Here is a 15,261-nt window from a genome sequence, read left to right as displayed (position 1 = left end):
TCCGGGTCTCGGGACCCCGCAGTCGCGGACGGTACAGGAACTCGGCAACCCGGCGATCAACCCGGGGAGCGCGGTCACAGGCGCGGCGCGTCGGCCCGGGACACCACGGCGGGCACCGGCCAGGCCTCGCGCCCGCCGTCCGGCGGCTCGCCGAGCAGCTCGACGAGGCGGCGCAGCCGGCGCACCGACGTGACCCGCCAGCCCGGCCCCGGTTGCTGCGACAGCGCCATCGCCGCGACGCCGAGCCGGGACAGCTGCGCCCCGGCCGCCGAGTGGATCCGGTCGGACCCCGACGCCGACGGCGCGGGCGTGGCCAGCAGGTACCCCGCCTCGTCGCGACGCCCGGCCGCAATCGCCCAGAGCCGCAGGCCCCCGGGCCCGAGCTCGAACGCCGCAGGCAGGCCCTGGTTGGCGCCCCGGGTCCAGCGCGCCGCCAGAGGAACCAGCTCGGCGCTGAACGCCGTGCGTACGCCGACCCCGGTCGTGGACGACACGACGGCGTCCTCGCCCCCGACACCCAGCTCGCCGAACGTCGCGGCCAGGGCGTCGGCACGCCAGGCGTCGGCCACCACCACCGACAGCCGGGCCCCGGCCGCCGAACGCACCCACTGACCGCCGGCGAGCAGCAGCCCGTCGAGGTCGTGGAGCGTCGGTGCCGAGGCCTCGGCACCGAACAGGGAGTACTGCGTCACGCGGGCAAAGCCGTCAGCGCATCGCGCTCTCGCCCGAGACACACCACTTGTCGTCGGACTGCCGGCTCAGCGTGAGGGTCAGGGTGCGGGTGCTGCCGTCGGTGAGGACGACGCGACCGGAACCGGTCGTGGTGTTGTTGCCGGTGCCGGGGTCGTTGACCGACCCGTTCTCCGACGCGCTGCTGACCTCGTTGACGTCGGTCTGGGTCAGGCGCGTCGTGTAGCCCTGGCAGGTCAGCGTCATGATGCCGCTGCGGTCGTTGTCGTCGAGGTCGTCGAAGTAGGAATCGACGACGAGGTCGACGGTGTAGTAGACGCCGGTGGCACCTCCGCCGGCCGGCGTCGAGGGCCCCACCGGGCTGGCGACACTGCCGCCGCCGCCGCTGTCACCGCCGTCGCTCTCGCTGGCGCTGCCGCCACCGGCCGCGACGCCGCCGCTGCCTCGGCTGCTCGGGAACCCGCTGCGCCCGGCGCTGCCGCTGAGCGACCCCGAGCCCTGGCCGTTGTTCTTCTTGTTGTCGTCGCCACCGGTCAGCAGCACCGCGGCCACGATGCCGCCGGCCACGACGACGACGGCGACGATGGCGGCGATGATCGCGTTGGTGTTCTTCTTCTTCGGCGGTCCGTAGCCGGGCGGCGGCACCGGGTTGCCGTAGGCGGGCTGGCCGTACTGCTGGCCGTAGTCGGGCTGCCCGTAGCCGCCCTGCTGGCCGTAACCCTCTTGCCCGTAGCCACCCTGCTGGCCGTACCCGGGCTGCTGGCCGTACCCACCCTGCTGGCCGTAGTCGGGCTGCTGGCCGTACCCGGGTTGCTGGCCGTACCCGGGCTGCTGCCCGTAACCCGGCTGCTGCCCGTAGCCGGGCTGGTCACCGTAGTTCGGCTGGCCGCCGTAGCCGCCACCGGGGTAATCGGTCATCGGTCTCGCTCCAATTCGCTGCTGTCGCCCGATACGTCGCGACGGTTGATCGATGGTGTCATGCACGAGCCCCTGGCGAGCCTTACGAAAACGGGACGGACGGATCGGCCCCTCCTGTGCGGCGGAGAGGTGACCGCTTATCCAGGCTCAGCAGTTGATCAGGTTCGAGCAGTGTGCCACGTCGAGGCAGGAAACGCTGCGGCAAAGCAGCGCCTCGGACCGGGGATCAGCCGGACGAATCGGGACACCCGCCGCGAACGCACGACGGCCCCGCCACGAAGGGCGGGGCCGTCGAGCTGCGTCGCTCGGTTCTGCGTCAGCCGACCTGTGCCGTCGGCGTGGTCTCGGCGGCCGGCTGGTCGTCGCCCAGCGAGACGCGCCGGCGCTTGGACACCACGACGGCAGCGACGATGATGGCCAGCGCCACCAGCCCGATGACGATGCGCAGCGGCGTCGAGGAGTGCTCGCCGACGCTGAGCTTCACCACGGCCGGCGCCACGAGGACGGCGACCAGGTTCATCACCTTGATCAAGGGGTTGATGGACGGGCCGGCGGTGTCCTTGAACGGGTCGCCGACGGTGTCGCCGATGACCGTGGCCGCGTGCGCCTCGGTGCCCTTGCCGCCGTGCACACCGTCCTCGACCATCTTCTTCGCGTTGTCCCAAGCGCCGCCGGAGTTGGCGAGGAAGATCGCCATGAGCACGCCGGCGCCGATCGCCCCGGCGAGGTAGCCGGCCAGCGGGCCGATGCCCAGCAGGAAGCCGATCGAGATCGGCGCGAAGATGGCCAGCAGGCCCGGGGTGGCGAGCTCGCGCAGCGAGTCCTTGGTGCAGATGTCGACGACGCGGGCGTAGTCGGGCTTCTCGCTGAAGTCCATGATCCCGGGGTGGTCGCGGAACTGCGCGCGGACCTCGTACACGACCCGGCCGGCCGCCCGGCCGACGGCGCTGATGGCCAGCCCGCTGAACAGGAACACGACCGCAGCGCCGATGATCACGCCGAACAGGTTGTTCGGCTGTGACAGGTCGAGGCTGAACGACAGCCTTGTCAGCTTGCTGCCGTGGACGGCGTTGAACACCTGGGTGAAGTTCGTGACCTGGCCGTCGATGCCGGACAGCCCCGAGCCCTTGGTGCTCTTCAGCGCGTCGGTGAAGGACTTGCCGAACGAGCCGAACAGTGCGGTGGCGGCGAGCACGGCCGTCGCGATCGCGATGCCCTTGGTGATGGCCTTCGTGGTGTTGCCGACGGCGTCGAGGTCGGTGAGCACGCGCGCGCCGCCCTCGTCGATGTCGCCGCTCATCTCGGCGATGCCCTGCGCGTTGTCGCTGACCGGGCCGAAGGTGTCCATGGCGACGATGACGCCGGCCGTGGTCAGCAGGCCGCAACCGGCCAGCGCGACGGCGTACAGCGCGACGAAGGTGCTGCCGCCGCCGAGCAGGAACGCACCGAACAGGGCCGCGCCGATGAGGACCGCGGAGTACACGGCCGACTCCAGGCCCAGGGAGATGCCGGATAGGATGACGGTGGCGGCGCCGGTGAGCGAGGTGTCGGCGACGTCGCGGACCGGACGACGGACGGTGTCGGTGAAGTAACCGGTCAGCTGCTGGATGAGCACCGCGAGCACGATGCCGATCAGGACGGCGACGAACGCGATGACCGCCGGGTTGCCGGTGGCCCCGCCCACGCTGTTGTCGAGCTTGCTGAACTTCGACGGCAGGAAGGTGAAGGCCGCGATCGCGACGAGCACCAACGACACGATGGCGGTCAGGAAGAAGCCGCGGTTGATGGGCACGAGCCCGTTGCGGTCGCTCTCGCGCAGCTTGGTGGTGAGCACACCGACGACGGAGCTGATGATGCCGATGGCGCCGATGATCAGCGGGAGCAGCAGGCCCTTCGCGCCGAACGCGGTCTGCCCGAGGATCAGGGCGGCGACCAGGGTCACGGCGTAGGACTCGAACAGGTCGGCGGCCATACCCGCGCAGTCGCCGACGTTGTCGCCCACGTTGTCGGCGATGGTGGCCGCGTTGCGGGGGTCGTCCTCGGGGATGCCGGCCTCGACCTTGCCGACGAGGTCGGCGCCGACGTCGGCGGCCTTGGTGAAGATGCCGCCGCCGACGCGCATGAACATGGCGAGCAGCGCGCCGCCGAAGCCGAAGCCCTCGAGCACGGTGGGGGCGTTGGAGTTGAAGATGAGCAGCACGACGCTGGCGCCGAGCAGGCCCAGGCCGACGGTGAGCATGCCGACGATGCCCCCGGTGCGGAACGCGACGTGGAACCCGCGCTCGCGCACCCCACCGCGAGCCGCGGCGGCGACGCGCACGTTGGCCTGGGCGGCCAGCGACATGCCGATGTAGCCGACGGCGGCGGAGAACACCGCGCCCACGATGAAGAACAGCGCCCGGCCGAGCTGAACCGTGAACCCACCGTGGTTGACGGGCAGCACGAGCAGCAGAACGAAGACGATCACCGAGAAGATGGAGAGGGTCTTGAACTGCCGGTTCAGGTAGGCCTTCGCGCCCTCCTGGACGGCCCGGCCGATCTCCTGCATCTTCTCGGTGCCCTGGTCGGCCTTGAGCACCTCGCGGACCAGCGAGTACGCGAAGACCAGCGCGGCCAGCGCGATGACGAGGATGACGACCACGGCGTAGTGCTCGTTCGTGCTGATCCCGGGTTCGGCCAACAACTGCGTTGCCATGCAACTCCCTAACGCTCTACGCCCCGCACGGCACGGTTGCCCGTGCGGTGCCGGTGACGGATACGTGCGCCTGGATCGCCCTGTTCACGATCGGCGCTGACCGGCGGAGTGTAGCCCGGCTCACAGGCCGCGGATCGGCGAGGGTGGGCTAGTTCACGCGCCTCGCCGGGGGTCCCGGGGAGGGGTCAGGCGCTGACCGACTCGACGGCTGCCTCGACCGTCGGGTGGATGGAGAAGACACCGTCGAGGCCGGTGATCGTGAACAGCTTGAGGATGCGTTCGTGGGCGCACACCAGGGGCAGCGCGCCGCCCGCCTCGGTGGTCGCCGAGCGGGCCTCGACCAGCGCGCCGAGGCCGGTGGAGTCGAGGAAACCCACGCCGGAGAGGTCAACGACCACGGTCGTGACGCCGGACTGCAGCAGCTCGGCGAGGCTCTCCTTCAGCGACGGGGCGGAGTAGACGTCGACTTCTCCGCTCACCGCGACGACGGAGACGTCGCCGACCGAAAGCCGTGAGACCGACAGCTCCACGCGAAACACCTTTTCCCTACGTCGTACCTGCATGATCTGGTGCGTGCACCGGTCGACCCGTGGGGACCGGCGGACAGCAACCGTCAAAGCATGCCATAGCGCAGGGGCGCGGCGCGCAGCGGAGGAGAATAGATGATCGAGGGCCGGGTGATGGACCCGGACACGCTGCTCGCCCGCGTTCTGCTCGGTGTCACACCCGGCGAATCGCCGGTGACGCACGTCGAGTCCATGCCAGCGCGTCCTGCGGTGAACGCGCCCTGGCCCGACTGGGTGCCGGCGGCCGTCCGGGAGCCGTTCGTCGCCCGGGGCGTCGACGAGCTGTGGGTCCACCAGGTGGCCGCGGCGCAGGCGGCACGCTCCGGCGCGTCGGTCGTGGTGGCCACGGGTACGGCGTCGGGCAAGTCCCTGGGCTACCAGCTGCCGGCCCTCTCCGCGCTCGCCGAGGACGACCGGCGGCGGGTGCTCTACCTCGCCCCCACCAAGGCGCTGGCGCAGGACCAGCTCGGGTCGCTGGCCCGGCTGCAACTGCCGTTCCTGCGGGCGGCGACCTTCGACGGCGACACCCCGACGGCCGAGCGGGACTGGGTGCGGGGGCACGCCAACTGGGTGCTGACCAACCCCGACATGCTGCATCGCGGCATCCTGCCCGCGCACGGGCGGTGGAGCTCGTTCCTGCGGCGGCTGTCGTTCGTCGTGGTCGACGAGTGCCACACCTACCGCGGGCTCTTCGGGTCGCACGTCGCCCAGGTGCTGCGGCGGCTGCGGCGGATCTGCGCGCAGTACGGGTCGACCCCGACCTTCGTGCTGGCCTCGGCCACGGTGTCCGAGCCCGCCCGGTCCGCGGCCCGGCTCGTCGGGATGCCCGTCGAGGAGGTGACCGAGGACGCGTCGCCCCACGGCGCGCGCTCCTTCGCCCTGTGGGAACCACCGCTCACGGCGCTGCGCGGCGAGCACGACGCACCCGTCCGCCGCTCGGCCGGGGTCGAGACGTCCCGCATCCTGGCCGACCTGGTGGTGGAGGGCGCGCGGACGCTCGCGTTCGTGCGGTCGCGGCGCGGAGCGGAGCTCACCGCCCTCGGCGCGGCGCGGCATCTCACCGAGGCGTCGCTGCCGGCGCTCGTCCCCCGCGTCGCGGCGTACCGGGCCGGCTACCTGCCCGAGGAGCGGCGGGCGCTGGAGGCCGCGCTGGGTAGCGGCGAGCTGCTCGGCGTGGCCGCCACGAACGCCCTCGAACTCGGCGTCGACATCTCCGGGCTGGACGCGGTGGTGCTCGCCGGTTACCCCGGGACCCTGGCCTCGCTGTGGCAGCAGGCCGGCCGTGCGGGGCGGTCGGGCACCAACGCCCTGGTCGTCTTCGTCGCGCGCGACGACCCGCTGGACACCTACCTGGTGCACCACCCGGCAGCGGTGTTCGGCCGGCCCGTCGAGGCCACCGTGTTCGACCCGCAGAACTCCTACGTCCTGGCTCCGCAGCTGTGCTGCGCGGCCATCGAGCTGCCGATCCGCCCCGACGAGCTCGCCGCGTTCTCCGCGTCGGGCGACGACGCAGGCGTCGCGGCGGTGACTGCCGTGCTCGAGGACCTCGTGGCGCGCGGATTGCTGCGTCGCCGGCCCGCCGGGTGGTTCTGGACCCAGCACGACCGCCCGGACGTCGACATCCGCGGTGCGGGCGGGCGACCGGTGAGCGTCGTCGAGGCCGGTACCGGCACGCTGATCGGCACCGTGGACGCCGGGGCGGCCGACTCCACCGTCCACCCGGGGGCGGTGTACCTGCACCGCGGAAGCCCCTACGTCGTCGAGGATCTAGACCTCGACGAGCGGGTGGCACTGGTGCGTCCCGACGACCCGCCGTGGACGACCACGGCCCGCGACGTCACCGACATCGCGATCGTCCACACACGGACGAGCCGTCGTTACGGCCCGCTCGAGGTCGCGTACGGGAGCGTCGAGGTGACCAACCAGGTGGTCGGCTACCTGCGGAGGCGGCTGGGCACGGGTGAGCTGATCGACGAGACGCCGCTGGACCTGCCGGCGCGCCAGCTGCGCACCAGTGCCGTCTGGTACTCGCTGCCGCAGGACGTGCTCGACGGTGTGGGGCTCGACGTCACGCTGGTGCCCGGCGCGGTGCACGCCGCCGAGCACGCGGCCATCGGGCTGCTGCCACTGTTCGCGACCTGCGACCGGTGGGACATCGGGGGCGTGTCGACGGCACTGCACCCGGACACCGGCCGCCCGACCGTCTTCGTCTACGACGGGCACCCCGGCGGGGCCGGTTTCGCCGAGCGCGGCCACGCCACGCTGGCGGGCTGGCTGACCGCCACCCGCGAGGCGATCGCGGCCTGTGAGTGCGTCAACGGCTGCCCGTCGTGCGTGCAGTCGCCCAAGTGCGGCAACGGCAACGAGCCGCTGTCCAAACCCGGCGCGCTGACCGTGCTGGACCTGGTGCTCGCCGAACTGCCCTGACGGCGGGAGTTCAAGCGGTCGGGAGTTCCGACGGTCAGAGTTCAGGCGGTCGGAAGTTCAGGCGGGCAGGCGACCGGCGCGCGCACCGGCCACGACCTGCCGCGCTCCGACCACGGGCAGGTGCACGCGCAGTGTCACGCGGGTCCGGACCGACCCGCTGCGCCCGTCGGCGGCCAGCCGGACGGCGCACGCCTGCAACCGCACGCCGTTCGCCGCGGCGACCCGGGCGGCGGCGGCACATGCGTCGCCGCCCACCCCGATCCGTCCGGCCGCGGCGAGCGCGGCGAGGTCGGCTCCGGACTCGGCACGGTGACGCGCCACCACGGCCGCGGCCCGGACCACGGCGACCTCGGTGACCAGGAGCAGCAGCGCGATGCAAGCCACCACCCACAGCGTCGCCGATCCGCCGTCGGCGCCGGATCGGTCGGCACCGCGGCCGGGCCGGCGCGTCACGGCGCCGGGCCTGTCATGTCACCGGCACCGGCACCTGCCCCGACCGGTTCGCGGGCCGCGACCGCCCGCTCGGTCACCGTGAACGTCGGCAGCCACGGACCCATCGGGTGCACCCGCACGCTGACCACGGCCGTCACGTCGTCGCTGCCCGAGCTGAGGACGACGGATGCGCCCGGCGCCGCCTGTGCCGCCAACCGCCGACCGGTCGCGGCGTCGCCCCGGGCCGCGGCACGGGCGGCCTCGCGGGCGGCATCCTGCACCCGGACCTTGGCCGCCACCACCGACACCGCGCTGAGCGCCACGGCGAGGACGAGAAGCAGCGCCGGCAGGCAGGCCGCCAGCTCGGCGGTGACCATCCCCCGCTCGTCCCGCGAACGCGCGCGCACGACCGGGCCTCAGATCGAGTGCAGCGCGGAGTTGATGATGCCGGTGAGCGCCGACGAGACGGCAGGGCTGCGCACCACCTTGAACAGCACGACGGCGAACGCCACCGCGGCCACCGTCCCGACCGCGTACTCGGCGGTCGACATACCGGCGTCGACGGCGTGACGGAACCGGGCTCGAACCGTGCGGACGCGCCGCGCACGTTGCGTAATGAGAGTCATGCCGAGAGCTTCGCGGCCGATTCGATCGCGCGGTGGGGATCGAGCGCGCCTGTGGACGGCAGGGGCGGGTGTGGACGGAACGCGGCGCCACCGTCGCGGCTGTGCTACCGCCAAGCGTCGGCGGCGTATCTGCCCGGCCGACCGTCCGTCCTCGGTACCGTGGAGCCCATGGTGGTGCTCATCGTCGTCCTGCTCGTGTTGGTCGTCATCGTCCCCATCGTCGGCTGGGCGTTGTGGCTGTTCATCAGTGCGGCCGTCGTCGGCGCGATCATCGGCGGCCTGGCGCGTCTCGTCCTGCCCGGGCGGCAGGACATCGGCATCTTCAGCACCATCCTCATCGGCTGGATCGGCTCGCTGGTCGGCAGCCTCATCGGGCGGCACGTCTTCCACGTCGGGTCGATCCTCACCGTCCTGTGCGAGGTCGCGGTGGCGGCGATCCTGGTCGCGATCGCCAGCGGCGGTGCGGGCAACCTGGTGGCCCGCCGCAGCAACAGCCTGCGCTGGTAGCGACAATCGTCGGGTGCACAAGCGAACACTGGGCCGTACCGGCCGCGAGGTATCCGTCGTCGGGCTCGGCACCTGGCAGCTCGGTGGCGACTGGGGCGAGGTCGACGACGCGCGCTCCGTCGAGATCCTGACCGCCGCGCTCGAGTCCGGCGTGACGCTGTTCGACACCGCCGACGTGTACGGCGACGGGCGCAGCGAGCAGACCATCGGACGGTTCCTGCGCGAGCACCCGGACGCGGACGTGTTCGTCGCAACCAAGATGGGTCGCCGCGTGGACCAGGTGCCCGGGAACTACGTCCTGGACAACTTCCGGCAGTGGACCGACCGCTCGCGAACCAACCTGGGGGTCGACACCCTCGACCTCGTCCAGCTGCACTGCCCGCCGACGGCGGTGTTCGCCGACGACGCCGTCTTCGACGCTCTCGACACCCTCGTTGCGGAGGGCCGGATCGCGCACTACGGCGTCAGTGTCGAGACCGTCGACCAGGCGCTGACGGCGATCGCGCGGCCCCACGTCGCATCGGTGCAGATCATCCTCAACGCGTTCCGCCAGAAGCCGCTCGAGCGCGTGCTGCCGGCCGCGGCCGAGGCCGGCGTGGGCATCCTGGCCCGGGTGCCGCTGGCGTCGGGCCTGCTGTCCGGACGGTTCACCCACGACACGCAGTTCGCCGCGAGCGACCACCGCGCGTTCAACCGCCACGGCGAGGCCTTCGACGTCGGTGAGACCTTCGCCGGCGTCGACTACGACACCGGGGTGGACGCCGCGGCCCGGTTCGCCGAGCTGACCGACGACCCCACCGGTCTCGCGCTGCGCTGGATCATCGACCAACCCGGTGTCACCAGCGTCATCCCCGGCGCCAGCCGCCCCGACCAGGCGCGGCGCAACGCGGCTGCGGGCGACGCCGGACCCGTCGACGCGGCCACCGCCACGGCCGTCGACGAGCTCTACGCGAGCCGGATCCGCCCGCTCGTCCAGGACCGCTGGTAGCCCGCACCGTCAGTCGGACGGCATGACCGTCCGGCCACCGTGCAGGACGCGCACCACGGCGAACTGCTCGTCGAGCAGGACGAGATCGGCGCGTCGGCCGGGTGCGATCACGCCGTGGCGATCGTCCTCGCCCACGACGCGGGCCGGGGTGGAGGTCGCGGCCGCGACCGCGTCGACCGGATCGAGACCGGCCGTCACGGCCCGGGCGACCGCGTCGTCCATCGTCAGCGTCGAGCCGGCCAGAGACCCTCGGTCCGCGCCGCTGTCGGCCAACCGGGCGTGCCCGCCGTCGACCCGGACGGCCCGGCCGCCGAGGTCGTAGTCGCCGTCCCCCGCGCCGGCGGCGGAGATCGCGTCGGTGACGAGCGCGAGCCGGCCCGGCCCACGGGACTGCACCTCGCGCACCACGGCGGGATGCACGTGGACGCCGTCGTTGATCACCTCGCAGACCACGCCCGCGTCGAGAGCGGCGAGCACCGGGCCCGGGTCGCGATGGTGGACGGGACGCATTGCGTTGTAGAGGTGGGTGGCCAGCGTCGCCCCCCGATCGAACGCGGCGAGGGCCTGCTCGTAGGTGGCGTCGGTGTGCCCGACGGCGGCCACGACCCCGGCCGCCCGCAGCTCGGCGACGAGGTCGAGCGCTCCGGGTAGCTCGGGCGCGAGGGTCATCACGCGCAGCTGCCCGCGCGCCGCGGCGATCAGCCGGCGCAGCACGTCCCGGTAGGGGAGGAGCAGGTGGTCGGGGTCGTGTGCGCCGCAGCGGGCGGGTGACAGGAACGGTCCCTCGAGGTGCGCGCCGAGGACGCCGGAGGACGGGTCCTCGGCCCGGTCGGCGACCTCGGAGAGCTGCCGGCACAGCTGCTCGACCGGGGCGGTGACGAGCGAGGCCAGCAGGGCGGTCGTGCCGTGCGTGCGGTGGAAGGCGACGGCGGCGTCCAGGTCGGCGGGCGAGGCGGTGAGGTCGTGACCACCCCCGCCGTGCACGTGCAGGTCGACGAACCCGGGGACGAGCCACCCGGCGACGCGCTCGGCCGGCCCGGGCGGCACGCCCGATCCGACGCCTGTGACCAGCCCGTCCTCGACGGCGACCCAGCCGTCGGCCAGCACGCCGTCGGCGGTGACGACGCGGGCGCCGGCCAACACGGTCACGGCGTGGTTCCCGGCGGGCACCGGCCCGACGCTAGTGCCCGTGCCGGGGAGGTGGTGGCTAGAGCTGCCCGGCGGCGAGCCAGCGCTGGAAGCCGCGGACCGGGTGCGGCGTGGCCATCCGGCGGTGCTGCCGGCGGCCGGCGTGGCTCGCGCTGTGGGCCAGGCGGCTGTGCTCGGCACGCGCCAGGCGCTCGTTCTGCAGGTCGTGGGCGGCGGCCTCGACAATCGATGTGTACATGGTGTCTCCCCGAAGAATGCGATCAGCGGGTTTGCTGACACCGATAACAGTCGTCGTAAGGGCCCGGCCCGGGCATCGGTAGTTTGCCTACTCCTGGCGGGCCGGTGTGGCCGGCACCATCTAAGGCCGCCTAAAACCCCCTAGGACCGGCCTCCGGGCCACCTCGGGCCCGCCTCGGACGCCCCTCAGACCAGCGTGTCCAGGTGCTCGGCGAAGGCCAGCGCCGTCGCCGGCCGGTCGAAGGCGCTGGGCGCGATCGCCCAGGAGACGGCCGCCGAGGCCGGCCCGTCGATGTCGGCCGACACCGTCGGCTGCTGGGAGAAGATCTTGCGGAGCGCGAGCATCGCGTCCCCGGCCGGCAGCTCGCCGTAGAGCCCGGTGCCCGACAGCGCGCGGTGCAAGGTGGCGCCCAGGGAGAAGATGTCGGTGGCCCGCGACGGCGCAGCGCCCTGGATCAGGGCCGGGTCGTTGTACTCGATGGCCCCGACCGACCCCATCCCGGTGACGGTCACGCCGGGCGCAAGCACCTGGCTGAGACCGAGGTCGGCCAGCTTGCCGTGGCCACCGGACAGCAGGATGTTCTCCGGCTTGATGTCGCGGTGCACGATGCCCGCCTCGTGCAGCGCGTGGGCGGCGCGGGCGGCGTCGGCGACCGCGGTGATGGCGGTCGAGCGGTCGACCTGCCCGGACAGCGAACCGTCGGCCATGTACTCCATCGCGTAGTAGAACGCGCTGCCCTGCTGGCCGGCGTCGTAAAGGGCGACGAGGTACGGCGACTGGACGGACGCGAACGCCGACAGCTCGCGCGTCGCCCGCCGGAACACGTCCTCCGACGTCGTCCCGGACAGCACCTTGACCGCGACGTACTCGGTGTCGACCGGCAAGCGGGCGGGCGTGTTCGCGACGAAGAACTCGCCGTGGTTCCCTTTGCCCAGCGAACGGATGAACTCGTAATCGGCAATGCCGTTCATGCGTGCCTCCCTGCCGTGACACCGGCCGCAACCAGACCGGCCCAGTCGTTGATGTCGTTGATCTCGTCGTCGGGACGCGCACGCGCCACGAAGTGCGTGGTGGGAACGGCCACGGGCCCGACGACGAGCGCGCCCTCGGGCACCTCGCCGACACTCGCGTCGATTCCGCGCCTGGCCAGGTCGGCGGCGATGCCCCGCTCGCGCCGCCCGGTGCCGACGAGCACGAGCGACAGCTGCCGGGACACGGCCAGCTGCGCCGCGATCTGCAGCGCGGCGTCACCGCCGGCGTCGTGCGTGGCCGGTACCGCGACCGCCGTCGGCGCGACCGGCTCGACGCCGTGCACCAGGATGCGCGGCATCAGCTCGTGCGGCGCGAGCTCCACCGAACCGGTGAGCACGACGAGGTCGGGCTCGGCGGTCACGACGTAACGGGTCAGGTCGGCTGCGATGTCGTCGCTGAACTGCGCCTGCGCCGTGACCGTCACCCCGGCGCGGCCAACCGCGGCGGCCAGCGTGTGCAGTTCGGACATGGTTCGGGTCATGAGCATCAGCTCGGCGCCGAGGCCGGTGCCGACCTCGAGCCGCTTGGCGGGGTCCTGCTGCGGCAGCAGGCGGACGAGCACGACCTGGGCCGGCGCGCGCACCGCTGCGAGGTCGACGGCGGCCCGGGCCAGCGCGGTGTCGGCCGCGGCGTCCGGGACGGGATCGAGGATGGCCAGCACCCGGTAGTCCATGCCTTTGGCCAACGCGGCGCGGTCGGCGTCGGCGATATCGCGGTCGATGAGTCGCTTCGGGTAGATGAAGCGCAGCATCGGTCCGGTCATCGCCGTCGTCACCAGGGCCATGACGACCATGAGCGAGAACAGCTTGGTGTCGAGCACCTTGAGCTGCAGGCCGACGTTGAGGATGACCAGCTCGGTGAGACCGCGGGTGTTCATCAGTGTCGCGAGCGCTCCGGCCTGCCGTCCGCCGACCCCGGAGGCCTTGGCCCCGAGGTAGGCGCCCAGGAACTTGCCGCCGATGGCCACGCCCAGGATGGCGAGCAGCTCGCCCACGCCGGAGGCGCCGACGCTGGACAGGTCGACCTTGACGCCGGACACGACGAAGAACACCGGCAGCAGCACCAGCACGCTGAGCTGCTCGAGCCGCTCCAGGATGGCCTCGCGCAGCGCTGCGCCGGTTTCGCGCGGCATGCAGGCGCCCATGATGAACGCGCCGAAGATGTAATGGACGTTCAACCACTCGGTCGAGAACGCCGACAGCGCGAGCAGGGCGACGACAATCGCGAGCATGTCGGGTGTGAGGCGCCCGATCGCCAGGAAGCGTTCGTTGACACGGCGCATCAGGGGACGCACGACGAAGGCCATCACCAGCAGGTAGGCCGGGGCTAGCAGGATGTGCCAGGTGTCGTCGGTGCCCTCGGACCCGACGATCGTCACGACGACGGCCAGCAGCGACCACGCTGCGATGTCGTCGACGGCCGCGCTCGCGATCGCCAGTCCGCCGATCCGGGTGCGGTGCAGGCCACGGTCGGTGAGGATCCGGGCCAGCACCGGGAACGCGGTGACCGACATGGCGGCACCGACGAACAGCGCCGAGGGCAGGTGCTTGGTGGTGATGTCGCTGTGCCGGTCGATCAACCACAGACCCAGCAGCGTGCCGCCCACCATGGGCACCGCGATCGAGCCGAGCGACACCGCGGCCGCCACCTGCTCGCGTCCCTTGAACAGGGAGCGGTCGACCTCGTAGCCGACGATGAACATGAACAGCACCAGGCCGAGCGTCGCGATGGCCGTCAGCCACGACCCGGTGAGATCGACGGGCGGCTTGCCCTCGACCGGGTTCTCGACCAGGAACAGATGGCTGGTGATGTTGCCGCTGAACAGGGTCGGGCCGAGCACCACACCGGCCAGGATCTCGCCGATCACCGGTGGCTGGCCGAGCTTGCGCGCGACGGTGCCGAGCAGCCGGGCCAGGATCAGGATGATCGCGATGTCGAGCAGGAACTGCTGGACGGGCGAGAGGGTGGACATCAGCGGCTCCTGTCCGGACATCGGGTGCGCCGGCCCCGGGCCTGGCGCGTCGTGGTGAGCGAGGACATCAATCAGGCAGCGGTCACGTGTTGCGGTGCGACTCGTAGCGCATCTGCCGACGGCCGACGCCGACCTGGGTGCCGGGCCGGACCGTCTGCGCGTTGTTGACGGGCGCCCGCTGCCAGACGGTGTCGCTCGGACCCCAGATGCCGGTGCCGTTGGCGGAGCCGAGGTCGACGACCTGCACCGACCAGTCGTCGAGGTGGATGCGGGCGTGCACGCGTGACAGCAGGCCTTCCGGGTCGTCGATCCGCAATGGACGGGCCGCCCCCGAGATCACGTCCGGGTCGCGGGAGGGGTCGCGTCCGATGACGTAGTCCGAGTCGAGGGTGAAGATGCTGCCGTCGTCGAGCACGAGGACACCCAGCGGCGGACGCGGTCCCCGGCGCGGGATCAGGGTCTGCTGGGCCATCGAGATACCGCAGACCGCGCAGTAACGCGCGCTCGGGTCGTCGAAGTGCCCGTTCTTGCAGTAGACGCCGATGATCTCGACGGCGTCGTCGGCGACCGGGTTGGCCGGGATCGGCGCGTCGGCGATCGGCGGCGCCTCGGGGCGGGTGACGACCGGCAGCGGGGCGCGCGGCGCCTCGGGGGCGAACGTCCCCGGGTCGAACAGGGCGATCGACGCGAACGGCTGGGACCGGTCGACGGACACGCCGGGCGCCGCGACACTCGCCATCTGCGGCGGCCCGACGGGCTGGTCCGGCGCCGACGCCTGCTCGGGTGCCGACGCCTGCTCGGGTGCCGACGCCTGCTCGGGTGCCGACGCCTGCTCAGGTGCCGACGCCTGCTCGAGTGCCGACGCCTGCTCGCCGGTCGGCTCGACTGCCGGCGCGTCGGTGGGCACCTCCACCGGGGGCGGCGCGTCCTCGGCCCGGGCGGGGACGAACGCGGGTGCGTCGGGCTCCAGGTCGGGCGGGGGCGGTGTCGCCGCGGCCGGCTCGGACGGCTCGGGCAGCAC

At 72.5% G+C, this 15,261-nt stretch carries 15 protein-coding genes; 3 read left to right on the top strand and 12 right to left on the bottom strand.

The window, feature by feature from the left end; genetic code table 11:
* Nucleotides 1-74: 74 nt before the first annotated feature.
* The 4 genes from ACFFCA_RS10915 to ACFFCA_RS10900 form a co-directional block, all read right to left on the bottom strand.
* Nucleotides 75-692, bottom strand: coding sequence for a hypothetical protein (locus ACFFCA_RS10915; protein ID WP_375484649.1), 618 nt, complete (start codon nt 690-692; stop codon nt 75-77).
* A 13-nt stretch (nt 693-705) separates the two neighbouring features.
* Complete coding sequence (locus ACFFCA_RS10910; protein WP_375484647.1) at nt 706-1,608, bottom strand: hypothetical protein; 903 nt, start codon at nt 1,606-1,608, stop codon at nt 706-708.
* A gap of 316 nt (nt 1,609-1,924) precedes the next feature.
* Entirely contained in the window at nt 1,925-4,303 is a 2,379-nt protein-coding gene (locus ACFFCA_RS10905) for a sodium-translocating pyrophosphatase (RefSeq protein WP_375484645.1), read from the bottom strand.
* A 185-nt stretch (nt 4,304-4,488) separates the two neighbouring features.
* Nucleotides 4,489-4,833 carry an STAS domain-containing protein gene (locus tag ACFFCA_RS10900; protein WP_375484643.1) on the bottom strand — a complete coding sequence of 115 codons (345 nt, stop codon included), beginning with the start codon at nt 4,831-4,833 and terminating at the stop codon, nt 4,489-4,491.
* Nucleotides 4,834-4,965: 132 nt separating this feature from the next.
* Here ACFFCA_RS10900 and ACFFCA_RS10895 point away from each other — a divergent pair, with 132 nt between their 5' ends.
* The gene (locus ACFFCA_RS10895) at nt 4,966-7,296 is read left to right on the top strand and encodes a DEAD/DEAH box helicase (RefSeq protein ID WP_375484641.1); all 2,331 of its coding nucleotides are present in this window, start codon (nt 4,966-4,968) and stop codon (nt 7,294-7,296) included.
* 57 nt (nt 7,297-7,353) lie between these two features.
* Here ACFFCA_RS10895 and ACFFCA_RS10890 read toward each other — a convergent pair whose 3' ends face one another.
* From ACFFCA_RS10890 to ACFFCA_RS10880, 3 genes are read right to left on the bottom strand one after another with little or no spacing between them, the layout of a single operon-like run.
* The gene (locus ACFFCA_RS10890) at nt 7,354-7,749 is read right to left on the bottom strand and encodes an Rv3654c family TadE-like protein (protein ID WP_375484639.1); all 396 of its coding nucleotides are present in this window, start codon (nt 7,747-7,749) and stop codon (nt 7,354-7,356) included.
* The gene (locus ACFFCA_RS10885) at nt 7,746-8,135 is read right to left on the bottom strand and encodes a TadE family type IV pilus minor pilin (RefSeq protein ID WP_375484637.1); all 390 of its coding nucleotides are present in this window, start codon (nt 8,133-8,135) and stop codon (nt 7,746-7,748) included. The genes ACFFCA_RS10890 and ACFFCA_RS10885 overlap by 4 nt, the downstream gene beginning before the upstream one ends.
* 9 nt (nt 8,136-8,144) lie before the next feature.
* Entirely contained in the window at nt 8,145-8,354 is a 210-nt protein-coding gene (locus ACFFCA_RS10880) for a DUF4244 domain-containing protein (RefSeq protein WP_375484635.1), read from the bottom strand.
* Nucleotides 8,355-8,522: 168 nt separating this feature from the next.
* On the opposite strand from ACFFCA_RS10880, the gene ACFFCA_RS10875 reads away from it, so the two are divergent.
* Entirely contained in the window at nt 8,523-8,861 is a 339-nt protein-coding gene (locus ACFFCA_RS10875; RefSeq protein ID WP_375484633.1) for a GlsB/YeaQ/YmgE family stress response membrane protein, read from the top strand.
* A 13-nt stretch (nt 8,862-8,874) separates the two neighbouring features.
* Complete coding sequence (locus ACFFCA_RS10870) at nt 8,875-9,849, top strand: aldo/keto reductase (protein ID WP_375484631.1); 975 nt, start codon at nt 8,875-8,877, stop codon at nt 9,847-9,849.
* Between the two features lie 9 nt (nt 9,850-9,858).
* Here the strand turns inward: ACFFCA_RS10870 and nagA are convergent, their stop codons facing one another.
* The 5 genes from nagA to ACFFCA_RS10845 all read right to left on the bottom strand — a co-directional run.
* A complete protein-coding gene (gene nagA, locus ACFFCA_RS10865; protein WP_375484629.1) occupies nt 9,859-11,019 on the bottom strand; it encodes an N-acetylglucosamine-6-phosphate deacetylase in 1,161 nt (386 codons plus the stop codon).
* 37 nt (nt 11,020-11,056) lie between these two features.
* Nucleotides 11,057-11,236 carry a hypothetical protein gene (locus tag ACFFCA_RS10860; RefSeq protein WP_375484628.1) on the bottom strand — a complete coding sequence of 60 codons (180 nt, stop codon included), beginning with the start codon at nt 11,234-11,236 and terminating at the stop codon, nt 11,057-11,059.
* 185 nt (nt 11,237-11,421) lie between these two features.
* Nucleotides 11,422-12,207, bottom strand: coding sequence for a protein kinase (locus tag ACFFCA_RS10855; RefSeq protein WP_375484626.1), 786 nt, complete (start codon nt 12,205-12,207; stop codon nt 11,422-11,424).
* A complete protein-coding gene (locus ACFFCA_RS10850; protein WP_375484624.1) occupies nt 12,204-14,240 on the bottom strand; it encodes a cation:proton antiporter in 2,037 nt (678 codons plus the stop codon). The genes ACFFCA_RS10855 and ACFFCA_RS10850 overlap by 4 nt, the downstream gene beginning before the upstream one ends.
* An 82-nt stretch (nt 14,241-14,322) precedes the next feature.
* On the bottom strand, nt 14,323-15,261 hold a 939-nt coding region (locus ACFFCA_RS10845; RefSeq protein ID WP_375484622.1), incomplete at its 5' end, for an FHA domain-containing protein.

This window comes from uncultured Jatrophihabitans sp. (assembly GCF_964252635.1).
Taxonomy (GTDB): domain Bacteria; phylum Actinomycetota; class Actinomycetes; order Mycobacteriales; family Jatrophihabitantaceae; genus Jatrophihabitans.
Note: the sequence above shows the minus strand (reverse complement) of the source record. Positions and strands in the feature narration are given on the sequence as shown.